General features: G+C 63.0%; 18 protein-coding genes. 6 read left to right on the plus strand and 12 right to left on the minus strand.

Annotated elements, in window-relative coordinates; genetic code table 11:
* Positions 1-78: 78 nt before the first annotated feature.
* From RFM98_RS17815 to RFM98_RS17845, 7 genes are all read right to left on the minus strand, one after another.
* Entirely contained in the window at positions 79-1,188 is a 1,110-nt protein-coding gene (locus RFM98_RS17815; protein ID WP_320310097.1) for a mandelate racemase/muconate lactonizing enzyme family protein, read from the minus strand.
* Positions 1,189-1,206: 18 nt separating this feature from the next.
* A complete protein-coding gene (locus RFM98_RS17820) occupies positions 1,207-3,645 on the minus strand; it encodes a GcvT family protein (protein WP_320310098.1) in 2,439 nt (812 codons plus the stop codon).
* Positions 3,646-3,793: 148 nt separating this feature from the next.
* A complete protein-coding gene (locus RFM98_RS17825; protein ID WP_320310099.1) occupies positions 3,794-4,792 on the minus strand; it encodes a L,D-transpeptidase in 999 nt (332 codons plus the stop codon).
* Positions 4,793-5,235: 443 nt separating this feature from the next.
* Positions 5,236-5,523 (minus strand): DUF982 domain-containing protein, encoded by a 288-nt coding sequence (locus RFM98_RS17830; RefSeq protein WP_320310100.1) that lies wholly within the window; start codon positions 5,521-5,523, stop codon positions 5,236-5,238.
* 24 nt (positions 5,524-5,547) lie between these two features.
* Positions 5,548-5,850 carry a DUF982 domain-containing protein gene (locus RFM98_RS17835; RefSeq protein ID WP_320310101.1) on the minus strand — a complete coding sequence of 101 codons (303 nt, stop codon included), beginning with the start codon at positions 5,848-5,850 and terminating at the stop codon, positions 5,548-5,550.
* Between the two features lie 148 nt (positions 5,851-5,998).
* Positions 5,999-6,238 carry a hypothetical protein gene (locus tag RFM98_RS17840; protein WP_320310102.1) on the minus strand — a complete coding sequence of 80 codons (240 nt, stop codon included), beginning with the start codon at positions 6,236-6,238 and terminating at the stop codon, positions 5,999-6,001.
* A gap of 47 nt (positions 6,239-6,285) precedes the next feature.
* Positions 6,286-7,173, minus strand: a complete 888-nt coding sequence (locus RFM98_RS17845; RefSeq protein WP_320310103.1) for a transcriptional regulator GcvA — start codon at positions 7,171-7,173, stop codon at positions 6,286-6,288.
* A gap of 134 nt (positions 7,174-7,307) precedes the next feature.
* Between RFM98_RS17845 and RFM98_RS17850 the strand changes: the two genes are divergently transcribed.
* From RFM98_RS17850 to RFM98_RS17860, 3 genes are all read left to right on the plus strand, one after another.
* On the plus strand, positions 7,308-7,793 hold the full coding sequence (locus RFM98_RS17850; RefSeq protein WP_320310104.1) for a VOC family protein: 486 nt from the start codon (positions 7,308-7,310) through the stop codon (positions 7,791-7,793).
* Positions 7,794-7,828: 35 nt separating this feature from the next.
* A complete protein-coding gene (locus RFM98_RS17855) occupies positions 7,829-8,560 on the plus strand; it encodes an SDR family oxidoreductase (RefSeq protein WP_320310105.1) in 732 nt (243 codons plus the stop codon).
* 306 nt (positions 8,561-8,866) lie between these two features.
* A complete protein-coding gene (locus RFM98_RS17860) occupies positions 8,867-9,055 on the plus strand; it encodes a hypothetical protein (RefSeq protein WP_320310106.1) in 189 nt (62 codons plus the stop codon).
* A 60-nt stretch (positions 9,056-9,115) separates the two neighbouring features.
* Here the strand turns inward: RFM98_RS17860 and RFM98_RS17865 are convergent, their stop codons facing one another.
* Positions 9,116-9,847 (minus strand): GntR family transcriptional regulator, encoded by a 732-nt coding sequence (locus RFM98_RS17865; protein WP_320310189.1) that lies wholly within the window; start codon positions 9,845-9,847, stop codon positions 9,116-9,118.
* Between the two features lie 185 nt (positions 9,848-10,032).
* Between RFM98_RS17865 and RFM98_RS17870 the strand changes: the two genes are divergently transcribed.
* Both RFM98_RS17870 and RFM98_RS17875 read left to right on the plus strand, forming a co-directional pair.
* On the plus strand, positions 10,033-11,046 hold the full coding sequence (locus RFM98_RS17870) for an SIS domain-containing protein (protein ID WP_320310107.1): 1,014 nt from the start codon (positions 10,033-10,035) through the stop codon (positions 11,044-11,046).
* A 42-nt stretch (positions 11,047-11,088) separates the two neighbouring features.
* Positions 11,089-11,901, plus strand: a complete 813-nt coding sequence (locus RFM98_RS17875) for a PfkB family carbohydrate kinase (protein ID WP_320310108.1) — start codon at positions 11,089-11,091, stop codon at positions 11,899-11,901.
* Positions 11,902-11,904: 3 nt separating this feature from the next.
* Here RFM98_RS17875 and RFM98_RS17880 read toward each other — a convergent pair whose 3' ends face one another.
* From RFM98_RS17880 to RFM98_RS17890, 3 genes are read right to left on the minus strand one after another with little or no spacing between them, the layout of a single operon-like run.
* Entirely contained in the window at positions 11,905-12,876 is a 972-nt protein-coding gene (locus RFM98_RS17880; protein WP_320310109.1) for an amino acid ABC transporter permease, read from the minus strand.
* 19 nt (positions 12,877-12,895) lie between these two features.
* Positions 12,896-14,176, minus strand: a complete 1,281-nt coding sequence (locus tag RFM98_RS17885; protein ID WP_320310110.1) for an NAD(P)/FAD-dependent oxidoreductase — start codon at positions 14,174-14,176, stop codon at positions 12,896-12,898.
* 53 nt (positions 14,177-14,229) lie between these two features.
* Complete coding sequence (locus tag RFM98_RS17890; RefSeq protein ID WP_320310111.1) at positions 14,230-15,057, minus strand: transporter substrate-binding domain-containing protein; 828 nt, start codon at positions 15,055-15,057, stop codon at positions 14,230-14,232.
* A gap of 142 nt (positions 15,058-15,199) precedes the next feature.
* Between RFM98_RS17890 and RFM98_RS17895 the strand changes: the two genes are divergently transcribed.
* Positions 15,200-15,346 (plus strand): hypothetical protein, encoded by a 147-nt coding sequence (locus RFM98_RS17895; RefSeq protein WP_320310112.1) that lies wholly within the window; start codon positions 15,200-15,202, stop codon positions 15,344-15,346.
* Between the two features lie 101 nt (positions 15,347-15,447).
* Here RFM98_RS17895 and RFM98_RS17900 read toward each other — a convergent pair whose 3' ends face one another.
* The gene (locus tag RFM98_RS17900) at positions 15,448-16,242 is read right to left on the minus strand and encodes a sulfotransferase family protein (RefSeq protein WP_320310113.1); all 795 of its coding nucleotides are present in this window, start codon (positions 16,240-16,242) and stop codon (positions 15,448-15,450) included.
* Between the last annotated feature and the right edge of the window lie 104 nt (positions 16,243-16,346).

The raw sequence follows: 16,346 nt of genomic DNA on the forward strand, positions 1-16,346 counted from the left end.
CAGGACAGGGCGGAACGATCCGCGTCGTTCACGAAGTGATCGACCGGTACAGGTTTCCACCGCGTTGCCTGGCGCGCGTTACGGCCCGTATATCGCCACCGGCTTGCCGAACATGCCGGGCTCGGGTTTCACGCCCAGCCCCGGCCGCTGCGGCACGGCGATGTGACCTTGGCTGATGACGACCGGGTGCTTCTGGTCGAAATGCCCCTTGATATATTCCTGCGCGATCCAGGCGCCTTCCATGCGGCGCGGCTCGACCGTGGCGGCCAGATGCACGCAGGCCGCCGCGATGATGTCGCCGCCCCACGCGTCGTCGCAACTGTGCGGCAGCGAGCGGATGGCGCAGAGATCGCGCACCGTCGTCATCTTGGTGAGGCCGCCAAGGCGGGTGACCTTGAAGCCGAAGCCGTCGGCGATGCCCAGTGAGATCGCCCGCAGCACCGCGTTCTGGTCCTCGGTGCTCTCGTCGAGATAGACCGGATGCGTGACGCGGCCTTTCAGCGTCGCGATCTCGTCCATCGTGTTGCAGGGCTGCTCGAAGACGAAGGGGATCGCCTGGCAGAGCCGGTCGAGATGGATCGCCGCGGCCACCGTCAGGCCGCGGTTGCCGTCGACCGCTAGCCGAGCCTTGTAGCCGACTGCTTCCCAGACCTTGCGGACGACGGCCACGTCTTCTTCGAGATTGCGCCCGCCGATCTTGACCTGCAGGCGCGGATAGCCGGCCTTCACCTTGTCGGCTGCGATCCTCGCCGTCTCGTCCGGCGGGCCGACGATCAGCGAATAATAGGCCGGCACGCGGTCCGTCAGCGCCCCGCCCAGCAATGTCGAGACCGGCACGCCGAGTTTTTGGCCCAGCAGGTCGAGGAAGGCCATGTCGAAAGCGGCCTTGGCATAGCCGTGCCCGTTCAGCCTCTCGTCCATGCGTTTGGCGAGCAGCCTGATCGAGGCGACTTCCGCGCCGATCAAACCGGGGGCGATTTCGGCGACAGCGGCGCGGGCACCAAGCGCATGATGCGGCTGGTAGACCGGGCCGATCGGGCAGGTCTCGCCCCAGCCGGCAAAACCGTCATCGGTGATGATTTCGACCAGCGTCGAGTCCAGAGCCTCCACATCGGCGCTGGCCATGCGGTAGACGCCGTTTTTGACCGGCAGCTGCGCCGAATAGACGTTGATCCGGTCGATGCGCATTCTCGGCTCCCCTGTCGGCTACATCCGCGCTCTGGCTGACGTGGGATCGTAAGGCGAATCAGCAACCACCTCGGCGACCTTCCATTCACCCAGGATCGCAACATCGAGCTTCGTGCCGGGCCTGGAAAAACGCTCGGGCAGAAGCGCCAGCGCCACGTCATGCCCGAGCGCGTAGCCATAGCCGCCGGACGTGATGCGCCCGACCAGCGCGCCTTCGCTATAGAGCCCTTCATTGGCAAGGGAGCTTGCGCCGTCGGTATCGATCCTGAGCGTCACCGACCGGCGCTGGTCGTTGCGCTCCTTGTATTGCAGCACCGCGTCGCGCCCGACGAAGTCGCCCTTGTCGAGACGGATGAAACGCTCCAGCCCGCTTTCCAGCGCGTTCAGCTCCGGGTTCATGTCGCGATACATGGCGCGATAGGACTTTTCGAGCCTGAGCGACTCCAGCGCATGCAGCCCGACCAGCCGCATGCCGTGCTTCTCGCCTTCCTTCAGGATCGCGTCGAGCAACTGCCGCTGGTAGGGCAGGGGATGGTAGAGCTCCCAGCCGAGCTCGCCTTCATAGTTGACGCGCAGCAGCCGCACGTCGCTGGCGAGAGCCACGTTGCCGGTCTTGACGCCGAACCAGGGGAAGCTTTCGTTGGAAAGGTCGATCTCCGTCAGCGGCTGCAGCACCTCGCGCGCCTTGGGGCCAACGACTGTGAAGCAGCCGCGATCGTTGGTGACGTTCTTCAGGCTCACGCCGCCGTCGGCGGGGAGGAGTCTTGAGAGGTCGTCGAAATTCCAGCGCTCGGCGCGCGGCGTCGAGATAAGGTAGAACAAGTCCTCGCCGAGCCGCGCGACCATATACTCCGCCTGCACGCCGCCCCTGGTGGTCAGGTGATGCGCCAGCGTCACCTTGCCGAGCGCGGGCAGCCGGTTGGCGATGATCCTGTCGAGCCACGCGGCTGCGCCTTGTCCCGACACTTCGAACTTGGTCATCGGCGTCATTTCGACCAGGCCGACGGCTTTGCGCACGGCCAGCACTTCCTCGCCGACGAAATTCCCCTTGGCCGTCCAGCGCCAGCTATACTGGTCCTTGGCCTCGACACCCTTCGGCGCGAACCAGTTGGGCATCTCCCAGCCATTGAGCACGCCCCAGACGGCGCCGAGCTCCGTCAGCCTGTCATAGGAGGGCGCGGTCTTCTGCGGCCGCGCGGCGGGCATGTCCTGTCCCGGATATTTCTGTTCCGCATGCGTGCCCCAGGCCTCGCGCACCTTCTCGCGCGTCCAGGCCTTGTTGGCGTAGTCGCCGAAGCGACGCGGGTCGAGATCGGAGGTGTCGAGGCTGTTGCCGCCCTCGACAATGCGCTCCGACAGGTAATACCCGATCGTGCCGCCCCACAGGATGCCGCCCGGCACGCCTTCGGCGAGCCACACATTGGGCAGGCCCCAGGCCGGTCCCATCAAAGGCAGCTCGTCCGCCGTCATCTGGAAGGGGCCGCGCACATTGGCCTTGATGCCGACCCGCCCGAGCGCCGGCACCAGTTGCAGCGCCTGCTCCCAGTTCCACGACACCGCCTCGAAATCCTCTTCCAGCAGATCGGCGCCGAACCAGGCGGGCACGCCGTCCTCGGCGAACAGCTTCAGGTTCGCGGTGCGCTCGTAAGGCCCGAACATCAGCCCGTCGCCTTCCTCGCGCAGATACCCTTCGAAACCCTCGTCGCGCAGGATCGGCATCTCAGGACGTCCCGCGCGCTTGCGCTCCACCACCTCCGGCACGGCCTCGGTGATCCAGTACTGGTGCAGGATCGGGATCGCCGGGATGTCGAGCCCGAGGAGCGCGCCGGTCTGGCGCGCGTAATTGCCTGTCGCGCAGACCACGTGCTCGCAGGTGATGTGGCCTTGGTTTGTCTCAACCAGCCACTCGCCACTGGGCGTCCGTTTGAAGCCGCTGACCTCGGTGTTGAGATAAACCTTGGCGCCGAGATCCCGCGCGCCCTTGGCCATGGCATGCGTCACGTCGGCCGGCGCGATATGGCCGTCATCGGGATGGTAGAGCGCGCCGAGCATCTCTCTGTTGTCGAGCAGCGGCCAGAGCTTTCGCGCTTCGTCCGGCGTCAGCAGCTGGGCCCGCATGCCTTGCACTTCGGCGACGCTCATATAGCTCTTATATTCGTCGAGCCGGTCCCGCGAATTGGCGATGCGCAGCTGCCCGCATTTGTGCCAGCCGACCGGTTGCCCGGTCTCGGCCTCGAGGCCCTCGTAGATCTCGATGCTCCGGCTGATCATCCGCCCGACATTGACGTTGCGGGCATAAGACGGGATCAGCCCCGCCGCATGCCAGGTCGAGCCGGCGGTGAGCTGCGTGCGCTCCAGCAGCGCCACGTCGGTCCAGCCGCGCTTGGCCAGGCCGTAGAGAATACCCGCGCCGACGCATCCCCCGCCAACGATCACCACCCGCGCATGTGTCTGCATCAAACCACCAATTTTCGACCGAGCTGAGAAAACTGCGGTCGAAGCTACAGGCGCCAAAACGCCGTGTAACGCCTTCAAAAATTAGGGGTCATGATAAGCTGGATTTATGCTGCGGGTCTTGCGTTGCGAGTCCAATGCCTGCCGGCTTTCACTGAGCCTGCCCGTCCTGCGCGGTCTCGTCCTTGAAGTCGACTTTCGTTCCTGGCTTGACCATGGCGGCGAGGTCTTCGGCGTCCCAATTGGTCAGCCGGATGCAGCCATGCGAGAAGGTCGTGCCGATCTTGCCGGGGTCGGGCGTGCCGTGGATGCCATAGCTTTCGATCGAGAGGTCGATCCAGACTGATCCGACCGGATTGTTCGGACCCTTGGCGATGGTGAACGGCCGCTTGGTCTTCACCCCCTTGAATGCGAATTTCGGATTGTAATGATAGGTCGGATTGTGGACGACGCGCTTGACCTCCGCCGCGCCGCTCGGCGCCGGCTTCTCCTCGCTGCCGATCGAGGCGGGGTAGACCGCGACCGGTTTGCCTGACGGATCGAGCACGCGCACCTGGCGGGACGCCTTGTCCACCTCGATACTCACAACGGCTGCGGGAAGATCGCCGCGGCCGATATCGGGCACCACCAGCGTCTCGTCGGCCTTCCTGAAACCGGTTTTGGGATTGAGCATCCTCAGCATTTGCTCGCTGACATGAAACCGCTCAGCCAATTTCTCCCGTGCGTTGCGATAGCCGAGGCGCTTGAGGTGCGCCATCCGCTCCATGCGCGCGGGAATACGCTTGGTGAAGGGCCCGCGCACATCCTTTGCAGTGACGTCGTAACTTGTCAGCACCGGGCCGGCGAAGGTTGTGGTCAGCTTGTCCCAGGTCTCGCGCGTCAGCTTGCCGTCGGAGGGCAGTCCGTTCGCCGCCTGGAAGGCCGCGACGGCTTTGGCGAAATTGTCGGAAAGGCGGCCGTCGATCAGGCCGGGGGAGAAGCGGGCGCGATCCAGAAGGATCTGCGCCTTGAGCAGCATCGGGCTTACGCCTTTCGGCTGGCTCCCGGTGAATTGCGCCTGATTGACCGCGTCGAGGTCGAGTTTCGCTGCCTTCACTCCACCGCACGCGAGCGCGAGCGCCACCGCAACGACGAGAAAGAACCTGACCATCGATGTCACTCCGCGACAAAAGCCTGTCTCTATGACGCGGCACGGCCGATCTGGTTCCTGTCGCGGAGAGCGTACGATGGTCATCGTGAATATGCGCTTTCCCCCATATGCGTTTGAATTTTAAGCTGGAAACCAGTTCCCAAGAACGCGGATAGGTGGCATTATCGCATAAGGGCCTATGCATTTTCTGATTACATGGCCCCCCGTCCTGGTAACCGGCGGCTCCCCAACGCCCCCCGCCCGTGCCGTCGGTTGCCCCATTTAGGGATCTAATGCATGTCGCCCAGAAGTGTGCAGCGGTTCTGGGACAACGACATGCATCAAAACAAAGATTTAAAGCGCATCGCCTGAATCCGGTTCAGTGCGACGCGCTTTAGAATCCACAAATCTAGGCGGGCCTTCTCGTCGGATGAAGGAGGCGGCGTTTGCCGCCGCCTCATTCGTCAGGCATGCTTCGGCTGGGCGTTTCCCATTGTGGTGGGCGGAATTGCGCCATCCTCGATGAGGATGTCCTTCCTGCGCGCAAAGGCAACGAACACGCCTTTTGCTGTTTCTGGGTCGATATCCCCGGCCAGGGCGGCCTTGCAGGCACGGATCGCCGCCTTCTGCTCGGGGCTGTTGCCACACCAGTCGATGACAAATTGATAGGCGTCCACGACAGTGTTCAACTGACGCGGGAATCCCAATCCAACCCAGACGCGGATCGGCTTTTCGAACGGTTTAGCGAGCATTTCGAACTGCCTCCTGCAACGACCTTACGCCACCGCGCCGCCGCCGCGTCCGCCTTTGCCGGTCATCCAAGGCAAAGTGATGCTCACGTCCTCATGGATTTTGACCGACTTTGCGAAACCGCAGAACGCATCCCTGGCGGTGCTTAGTGGATAGTTGCTGTCGAATGCTCGTTGGCACGCACGCAGGGCGGTTTCATAGATGGTGCCGCGTCTGTTCTTGGGCCATTCGTAGAGAAATTCCAGGGCGTCTTCGATGCACGCGATTTCCTGGATGAGGCTGTTCCCGCTTTTCACGAAAACGGGGCTATCAAACATGCGATCGTTCATAAGATCCTCCAAGTCGAACGAACAATTTGAGCTTCGGATGGGCTAAGACCGACACCGGTCCACGCCTGGCTGTGATATGGTTTTTTGGCTTTTGACCGTCAAGGCTGCCGGCGAGTTCGAACACTTGCCGTTCACCTCGTTCGGGAAATCATTTGCTGGAATCGAGCTTCAGAATACGTCCCCGGTCCAAACGGAATATGCCGTCGGTGCCGCCTTGCTGCTCGAAATCAGTCTGAAGCTCATCCCAGGTGCCGAGATATTTTCCGCATTCGGCGCAATGGATGGGGGTTGCTGGTTGAGCGTCGGCCGGAATCTGCAAACGGATAACCCCGCAAAACGGGCATTCCAATTTATGATTCAGATACTCGGCGGTCATGGTCGCCAGCATCGCTCAATCGGCATTTCTCCGCAAGCCGCGGCATTTGGACAAGCGCCTTAGCCCGGCTCGATCTCCTCAAACAGCCAGTCCCGAAACGCCTTCACCTTGCGCTGGCGGATCGCTTCCGGCGGGTAGACCAGATAGAAGCTTGAGACCGCCTTCAGCGCATGGTCGAAGGGCCGTACCAGCCGGCCGGTGGCGAGATCGGCGGAAACCAGCATGGTGCGGCCGAGCACCACGCCTTCGCCCTGCACGGCCGACTCCACCGCGAAGGTGGCGGAATCGAAGGTGAGGCCGCTATTCGGATCGACGCCCTTGACGCCGGCGCTGGCGAGCCACGCCGCCCAGTCGATCCGGTAGCCGTCGCGGATCAGCGTGTGGTGTCTGAGGTCCTCGGGCGAGCGCAATGGATGCGGGCCCTCCAAAAGCTTCGGGCTGCAGACGGGAAACACCTCCTCGCCGGTGAGGAATTCCGAGGTCAGCCCGTGATAATGGCCGCCACCATAGCGGATGGCGACGTCGATGCCGTCGCCACGGAAATTGGTCAGCTTGCCGGTGGTCGAGACGCGCACGTCGATGTCGCCATGCGCGCGATGAAAACGGTAGAGCCTCGGCACCAGCCACTTGCCGGCAAAGCCGTCGGAGGTGCTGACGTTCAAAGTCGAGCCCGAATGACGCGAGGTCGCGGTCTGCGTCGCCAGCGCAAGCTGGTCGAGCGCCTCGCGCACGGCAACCGCATAGGGCTCGCCGACGGGGGTCAGCCGCACCGAGCGCGTCGCCCGTTCGAACAGCTGCACGCCAAGCTGGTCCTCGAGATGTTTAACCGCCCGGCTGATCGCGCCATGCGTCAGGTTGAGCTCGTCGGCGGCCCGCGAGAAATTCAGGTGCCGGGCGGCGGCCTCGAAGGCCGGCAAGGCGTTGAGCGGCGGCAGTCTGCGGGTCATGGCGAAATCTATTTGTGAGCTATGGTAACAAATACTTGCCAAATTTTGGTTTGTCCGTCGAGCCTTTTCCGCCCAAAAGTCCTCACAGCATTTGTGATCAAAGCTCACTTAAGATCAAAACTTGCGAGGACACCATGGCTACCGTTCATCCCTTCCTCTGGTTCAATCTCGATGCCGAGGAGGCGCGCGACTTCTACCTGTCGGTCTTCAAGAACAGCCGCGCGCTGGGTTCGATCGAGTTCACCGACTTCGTCGGCGGCACCAACAGGACCGTTCCGCACGCGATCTTCGAATTCGAGCTCGAAGGCCAGCGCTTCACCGCGCTCAACGCCGGTGGGGTGCCGGCCTTCAACGAAAGGATCTCGCTTTACATCGAGACGAAGGACCAGGCCGAGACCGACTATTACTGGAACGCGCTGATCGCCGGCGGAGGCTCGGAACAGCCCTGCGGCTGGCTGAAGGACAAGTTCGGCGTCTTCTGGCAGGTCATCCCAAGCGAAGCCTTGCGGCTGATGAACGACCCGGACCGCGCGAAGGCCGAGCGGGCGCGCCAGGCGATGTATTCGATGAAGAAGATCATCCTTGCCGACATCGCAGCCGCCCACGCCGGCCGCGCCTGATTTCAACCCTGATCACTCGAAGACGGAGAAGACCCATGACCGATCTCACGGGAAAGAAGATCATTGTCGTCGGAGGCAGCTCCGGCATCGGTTTCGGCGTCGCGGCCGCCGCTCTCGAAAGCGGCGCGGAAGTCGTGATTGTCGGCCGCTCCAAGGACAAGCTGAAGGCCGCCGAGAACAGGCTCGCCGGGGCAGGGCGCGTGAAGGGCATCGCCGCCGATATCGCGAACGAGGCGGACGTCGTCCGCCTGTTCGAGGAGGCTGGCGCCTTCGACCATCTGGTGGCGACGGCAGGCACGCCGCCGCCCAGTTATCCGATCGGCGAGGCCGACATGGATTTCGTGCGCCAATTCGTCGACGGCAAGCTGATCGGCGCCGTGATGCTCGCCAAGCACGCCGTGGGCACGCTGGACAAAGGCGGCTCGATGATCTTCACCTCGGGCATCAACAAGGACCGCCCGCCCGTCCCGGGCGGCTCGGTGGTTTCGGCGGTCGCCGGTTCCTTCACCTATTTCGCCCGCGCGCTGGCCCTGGAGCTCGCGCCGACCCGCGTCAACATCGTTTCGCCCGGCTGGGTCGATACCGAGATGTGGGACGAAATCGTCGGCCGGGCCAAGTCAGGCTATTTCGAGCAGATGGGCGCCCGCATCCCGGCGGGCAGGATCGCCAGCCCTGCCGACATCGCGCCAGCCTATCTCTATTTGATGCAGAGCGCCTTCATGACCGGCGAGACCATCCACATCGACGGCGGGCAGCGGCTGGTTTGACCGGGCAAGGCCGGGCCTCGGTTTGAGGTCCGGCTTTACCCGTCGGCGCCCCTCAGTGCAGGGTGTCGCTTGCGTGGCCTTCGCCGGCCAATGGCGTTCCCGGCGGAACGCTAATATACATGACGCTCGAACGAGCAGCGCCTCCGCCTCGTCGAGGATGCCATGCGAAGGGTCATCGTCACAGCCATGTGTCTTGCCGCCGCCACAGGCGCCAATGCCCATGACTGGTACCAAAACAAGGTCGATCCGGTAACGAACTTCAAGTGTTGCGGCGGTACGGATTGCCGCCCCATACCGGAGTCTTCGGTGCAGTCCAGGGTCGACGGCGGCTATGTCTATCTGCCCGATGGTTTCAACATCCCGCCAGACCGCGTGCAGGAATCGCCGGACGGCCGGTACCATATCTGCGAGAACCACTACGTCATAACCAACCAGCCCTATCTGCGCTGCTTTTTCGCACCGCGGCTCAAGGTCTCGCGACTGCTCCCACGCTAGCTGCGCGGCCCTCGATATCTGCATCGCCCCTGATACCCGTCATCCGCGGCGGTTGGGCGTTCACTTTCGTGCGAAGCTGAAGGCGAAATGGCTGCCGCGATGATAGACGGCGGCATGGACGACCGGTTTTCCGGTCCCGTCGAAACAGGTTTCAGTAATGAGCAGGGCTGGCCCGAAGTCGCGCAGGTCGTTGCGCTGCACGATTTCGTCCGGCAGCGTCACGGCTGCAACGGAGGCGGCCGACATACGCGGCTGATGGCGGTGTTTTTCCAGCAGCGCTAGCAGCGAGCCGCTCCATTCGATGTCGAAGAGGCGGCCCGGCAAAAGGCTGCGCGGTACGTAGTCCAGCGAATAGATGAGGGGCAGATCGTTGTGCAGCCGTAGCCGTTCAAGCCGGATGACGCGCTCTCCGTCCGTCAGGCGCAATTGCTGCTGGATCAGCGGCTCGGGCGTTTCCTCTGCGATGGAAAGAACCTTGTTGACGGTCTCGTAGCCATAATGGCGCGACATGTCGGTCACGCTTTCAAATACCGTGATGGGACGGTCGACCTGGACGGCGGAATTCGCGGTGACGAAGCGGCCGAGTCCATGAGTGACGGAGATGATGCCGTCCTGTTCGAGAAGCTTCAGCGCTTCGCGCAGGGCAGGGCGCGAGATGCGGAAGCGCTGTGTCAGCTGCGATTCCGTTGGCAGTCGGTCGCCGGGCTTGAGGCCTTCGGCCCTGATGAGGTCGGCCAAGCGGTCGCGGAGCTGGACCGCCAATGTGCGCGCATCCCGAAGCGGCTCGTCCAAGTCCCTCTTCCCCATTGTGCCAACTCTCCCTTTGTTGTCGGACAATCGCGCCCGGGTCAAGCGGAGGCATGCCGGAGCGATCGCGTTGCATAGCGGGAAGGCCCGAGAGCCGATCCGCAAAATTTCCCTTGAAATGTGCTTCTGCAGATGTCAGTTGTCTTACAACTTAGCTAATCGAGGGAACGATGCTCAATTTCGATGAAGCCCGGTTTGTGCGCATCCAATCGGGGGCGGTGGCCTTGCGCGAGCGCATTGAAGCCGTTGTGGCCCGGTGCCTCGCCGCCGGAGCGCAGAACATCTTCTTTCTCGGCACCGGCGGTGCGGCGATCCTGATGCATCCGGCCGCGCAATTGCTGCAGCGCCGATCCGGCTTTCCGGCTTTCCTCGACATCACCGCCGAGCTGCAGCTTACCCAGTCCGTGCACCTGACCAATAAATCGATCGTCGTGTTGCCTTCGCTCTCCGGCACGACCAAGGAAAGCGTCGCGCTCCTGGCCAGAATCAAGGAAGTCGGGGCGACGGTGATCACCTTGGTCGGACATGAGGAGACGCCGCTCGGCAAGGGTGGGGACCACGTCTTCGTCAACTTCGCCGAGGACGACACGTCCTGCGAGTCCTTCTATCTCCAGTCGCTCTTCATCGCGCTTGCAGTGCTGAAGCATCGCGGTGAGCTCGCCGAATCCGAACGGATACTCGCCGAACTGGAGCAGTTGCCGGGACTGCTGCTGGAAGTGAAGCGGAGCTATGAAAAGGAAGCCGCCGGTTTCGCGCAGAAACTGGCCGCCTCCGACTATCACATCATAACCGGCGCCGGGAATGTCTGGCCGCAGGCCTGGTATTACGGCATGTGCATTCTGGAGGAGATGCAGTGGATCCGGACCCGCCCCGTGCATGCTTCCGACTTTTTCCATGGCACGCTGGAGCTGGTGGACAAAGACGTCAGCGTGGTGCTCTTCAAGGGCGAAGACAGCGCCCGGCCGCTGGTCGATCGCGTCGAGAAATTCGTACCCAGGTATACGGACAAGTTGACGGTGCTCGACACGGCCGATTTTGAACTGCCCGGTATTTCGCCTGACGTGCGCGCGCTGGTTTCGCCGATCGTGCTCGCGACGGCGCTCGAACGGGTCAGCGCTCATCTCGAGGTGATCCGCAACCACCCGCTGACGACGCGCCGCTACTACAAGCGCGTTGCCTATTGAGCTGAGCCCTCGGCATCAGCGATTGATAGCGTAACGCAGGATATGAGCAGCCTTCGATTTGCCGCCGTCGGCGACAACTGCATCGATCGCCTCGGAGCGCCGATCGGCCGCTCGCTGGTCGGCGGCAACGCGCTCAACGTCGCCGTCCAGCTCGCCCGACTTGGCCGCTACAGCTTCTATTTCGGCGCTGTCGGGTGCGATGCCGAGGGCGAACGCACCCGCGCCGAGCTCGAAGCCAATCGGGTGGCGGTCGAGCACCTGCGCGTAGGCCAGCGCAACACCGCCTGGACCGACATCAAAGTCTTGCCGTCCGGCGAGCGTTTGATTGCCGCCGAGAATTTCGGCGCCTGCGCCGGCTATGCGCCGGACGAGGCCGAATTGGCGATCTTGGGGACGATGAATCACGTCCATATCGGCTGGCTGGACGATGGCGGTGCCTTGCGCAGGCGCCTGTCGCGGGCAGGCGTCAGCGTCTCGCAGGACATCTCGGTCAATGCCGATCCCGCCGATCTCGGTGTGGAGGGTTTGAGCATAGTATTCTGCTCGACCGACCAACCTCGCGATGCGGCGGAAGCGATGGCGGCGGATTTCCTATCGCGCGGCGCAGGCTGCGCCGTCGTCATGCGCGGTGCCGAGGGGTCGATGGCGCTGACGGCCCACGGGCGCGCCCAGACCGGCATCCGCCCGGTCGAGGTCGTCGACACGACCGGCGCCGGCGACAGTTTCATCGCCGGTTTCCTGCATGCATGGCTGGCCAGGAAGCCGCTGGTGCAATGCCTCGAAAGCGGCCGTGATCATGCCGCTCTGGCCTGCCGCCATCTCGGCGGCTTTCCCCAGGAGGGGATGCCGCATTGAAGCTCAGCGTTTGAGCGAGCGGCCGAACCGTTCCTCGATGCGGGACTGCAGGAATTCCAGCCCAATGGACAAAAGCCAGTAGATCATCGAGGCGGTGATCAGCATCTCGATATGCCGGAACTCGGTCTGGCCCTGCGTGCGCGCCAGATACATAATCTCCCAGACCCCGACCACCGAGACCAGGGAGGAATCCTTCAGCATCGCGATGAACTGATTGCCCGTCGGCGGCACGATGACGCGCATCGCCTGCGGCAGGATCACCAGGAACATCGTCTGGTTGGGGGTGAGCCCAAGTGCGGTGGCGCCTTCCGTCTGGCCGCGCGGGATGCTTTCGATGCCGGCACGGAAAATCTCGGTCATATAGGCGCCGTAGCAAAGCGACAGCGCCATGATCCCGGCGGGCACGGCCCCGATCACATAACCGACCTGGGGCAGACCGAGGTAGATGATGTAGATCTGCATCAGCAGCGGCAGCCCGCGAAACAGCGAGGTGTAGAAGGTTGCCAGGCCATAGATCGTGCCGTTCTTGGAAAGCTTGGCTATGGCGCCCATGAAGGCGATGGCCGTGGCGATGGCGATCGAAATGGCGGAAATGTAGAGCGTGGTCACCACGCCCTGCGAAATGAGGAAACCGATCTTCCTGGCGATGAAGGAAAAGGACAGATCGAAGGAGTAGAAGAACAGCATCAGCAGCACGAACAGTTCGGTCCATACGGCCACGATCTGCTGCTTGCGCCCGAGTTGCTGCAGCGCTTTCCAGTTGACGGCTACGATCAGCGCGATCAGCACCGCCGAGACGCCTCGCGCCACCACGGGGTTGGTCGCAAGCCATTCGATCGAGCCCGGGATCAGCTTGCCGATCCAGTCTGCCTTGATGCCGAGACCGTAGAGGCCCGCGGCGAAAGCGGCCAGCGCCAGCCACACGCCGATGCGGCGCGCGGCGTCCGGATAGTTGAGCAGCAGTCTGCCGATCACCTGTCGATATCCCTTCTGGTTAGCGGGGGCGTTCGTGCCACCAATCTTGTGCCTGCAGCTTCCAATAGGTGAGTTGCGCCGCGGCAAGCCCCACCGGTCCACCCGCCCAGGCCAGTCCGAACGGCGCGAACAGAAGGTAGCGGTCCGACTGGCCGAGTATCGCCTCGGCGACCACCTTGCCGGCTATCGCCGTCGTGTTGATGCCGTGGCCGCCAAACGCCGTAAGATACCAGACGCCTGGCTGCAGCTCCCCGATCTGGGGCATTAGGTGGCGAGCGTAGGCCATCAGTCCCGACCATGCGAGTTCGGTCTTGAGCGTAGCGAGCTGAGGGTAGGTTCCAACCATCTCCCGGCGCAATTCGCTCGCCAGCGCCGCGGGCGAAGCGGCCCGCGTGGTGATGCGCCCACCCCAGAGCAGCCGCTTTCCATCCTCCACGACGCGGTAGTAGTCGCCGGCCCGGCGATTGTCGCCGACGGCGTCCGTCGTCGCGATGGCGCTGGCGATGAGATCGGGAGCTTCCTCGCTCAGCATCACATAGGTCGCGATCGGCAGGATGGCCCGCTTCAGCCGGCCGACCAGCGGTCCTGTATAGCCGCCGGTGGCAAACACCGCTTGCCGCGCGCGTACTTCGCCGCTTGCGGTGCGTATGGTCTTACGCGGGCCATCGAGTCTGGCCTCGGTCGCGCTGGAGCCCTCGTGAATCCTGCCGCCCAGCCGCTCGATCTCCACGCCGACGGCGCGCAGATAGTTGAGCGGATGCATGTGGAAGGCATTGGCATCGCGCAGGCCCTGGTAGTAGCGCTCGGAATGCAGCACAGCGCGCACTTGGTCACGCTCGAAATATTCGAGCGGATAGCTGAAATCCCGTGCCAGCCTCTCCGCATGAGCCTTCAGTTCGGCGCCGCCGTCGTGACGCAGCACGCCCATGATCCCGGGGCGAGGCTTCGCTGCCGTGATGTCGAGATCCCTGATCGTCTGCCGCACGAAATCGACGCCTTCGATCGAGAGCCGATGCAGCTCTCTTGCCGCCGTCCCGCCGGCCATCGCAGCGATCTTGTCGCTGCCGGTCGCGAAGCCGGGGCTGACGAAGCCTCCGTTGCGGCCCGAGGCGCCGAAGCCGATGCTCTCGGCTTCGAGCAGCACGACCTGCTGCCCGGCGCGCGTCAGTTGCAGCGCCGTCGTCAGACCGGCCAGTCCGCCGCCGACAACGACCGTGTCGCATTCGGCCGGACCCGCGAGCGGTGGTCTGACCTTCTCGTCGGCAAGCGTGCGGCGATAATAGGTATCGGGATAGGTCATGATGGGTTCTGATGGAAGCAGGGCGGCCTTGAGGGGGCCGCCCGCGACGAGCGTCAATCGGCGCTGTAGTTCTTGCCGTACCACTTGGTGGTCAGCGTGGCCAGCGTGCCGTCTTTCTTCATCTGGTCGATGATGCCGCCGATCTTGGTGGTCCACTCGGTATCGCCCTTGTCCGCGATCACCACCAGTGGCTCGCGGAAGGCGTAATCGCCCTCCAGGATGCGCAGCGGATAACCGTTCTTGATGGCGTTTTGAGCGGTCTGCTCGGGCGCGATGACCGCGTTGAGCCGCACGCCGTCCCCAAGTCTCAAATCGTCGAAGGGCAGCATAGAATCGGCGAAAGTCCGGACCTCGCCAGGCTGCAGCTTGTATTCGATTGGCGGAAGGCCGGGAGCGTCGATCTCCAACTGGCGGCGAATGAAATCTTCCGAGGTGGTGGCGGTCTCGACGCCGATCACCTTGCCGTTTAGATCCTCCACGGATTTCGCCTTGCTGTCCTTGTGAACCACATAGACGTAGGGGCTGTAATAATAGATGCCCGCGAAATCGATCACCTTGGCCCGGGGCTTGGTCGGCGTCACCGAGCCAACGCCAAGATCATAGCGGCCCTGCCAGTGGCCGCCGGTCATGGTGGCCCATTCGGGCGTCTCGAAGCTGACCTCGACGCCCAGGCGCTTGGCGATTTCTTTCGAGACGTCGATATCGAAACCGACCAATTGGTTGCTCTCGTCCAGAAAGCTCTGCGGCGGCCAGCCGCTGTTGGTCGCGACCACCATGGCCTTCTTGGTTATGACGCGATCCAGGGTTTCTCCCGCCCACGCTGCCGACGCAAATGCGAGCGCGCCGGCAGCCAGCGCGAAACAAGCGATAAATCTCCTCACGAAACCTCCCTCGTATGTAAGATGTCTGACAACGTAACTTGTCCGTAAGGGAGAGGATGAGTCAAGCGTCTTTTCTGCGCATCATCGAGTTTCGGCTGCGATGCGCGTTCCCCGTGTTGGCCGGATTGGCATTGGTCGGATCTTGAACTTCTATGCGATCGGCCGCGGCAGCCAGCTGTTGCGCGAATTCGCGGATCAGTCGAGCCGCCACCAGTTCTCTCGGCGCTCACTGTTGATTACCGGTCCGTTGGGCGCGCCCAAATCCATGCTGAAGACGTTGCTGGTTTAATGGTGGGCACGCGCGCTCGCCCATACGTCGGCGCCGGCCGCTGCTTCTCGGGCAGTCGCCTCCGATCCGCCCCCGTGCAAACGGTCGCTTCTCGACTACGCTTAGGTCTGGAGATCGATATCCTCCGGCAGATGCTCGGCCTGCGAGTATCCGAAATAGTCCATGATTTCCCGCGCTTCACCCGCGTCGAAGCGGCTGGCCACTTCCGTCGGCAGCCTGGATCGCCAGCCGCCCCGGTAGTCGGTGATCGGCTGGTTCACCTGCGCGTGCCGGCGGGCGGAATGCGGCGTGCGAACCGCCTTTTCGCGGCCCCACACGACGGGCTGCTGGTGATAGTTCAGAATACCCGGGTCGAAGGCCACACCGATGAAGCGACACAGCCGTTCGATGGAAAGCGCCGGCGATTCAATGAAGTCCTCATAACGCCACAGGATGCTTTCGCCCTTTTCGATGCGCAGCATCGAGGCCCTGCTGTCGGCGATCCATCTCTGGAAGGCTTTGTCGAAATCGCCCTCGTAACGCTGCCCGAGCGAAGCCACGATATCCCTGCCGTCGCGCGTGACGACGATAAAGCGCGCGCCTGGGATCGTCTCGATGATCTGCCTCGTATAGTGGATATGGTTCGGAGTCTTCTCGACCCAGATGCTGCGGCGTGAAATGGCCGCCTGCAATAAAACCAGGCTTAGCTTGGTCCATCGCGCGCCGTTGCCGGAGACAAAAGCGCTTGTCTCACGCCGGATGGCGAAAATTTCAGGATGGGCGGCCAGTATACGGGCGAGCAAGGTCGAGCCCGTATGTCCACAACCGCAAATGAATATAGAAACCTTAGGCTTCGGAAGAAGCCGCACCACGCCCCTATTCACGATTTCGTCTCCCCCGGAGATTTTAATCAACATTTTTCTTCCGGGGATTGCAATAGGGAATGCTTACATGCAGTCGACGGTGAACAGATAATTGCCGCCGGCGGCTTTGACCTGGAGGGGCAGGGTCGCTGGAGTGA

This window comes from Mesorhizobium australafricanum (genome assembly GCF_033977265.1).
In the GTDB taxonomy this organism is placed as follows: Bacteria; Pseudomonadota; Alphaproteobacteria; order Rhizobiales; family Rhizobiaceae; genus Mesorhizobium; species Mesorhizobium australafricanum.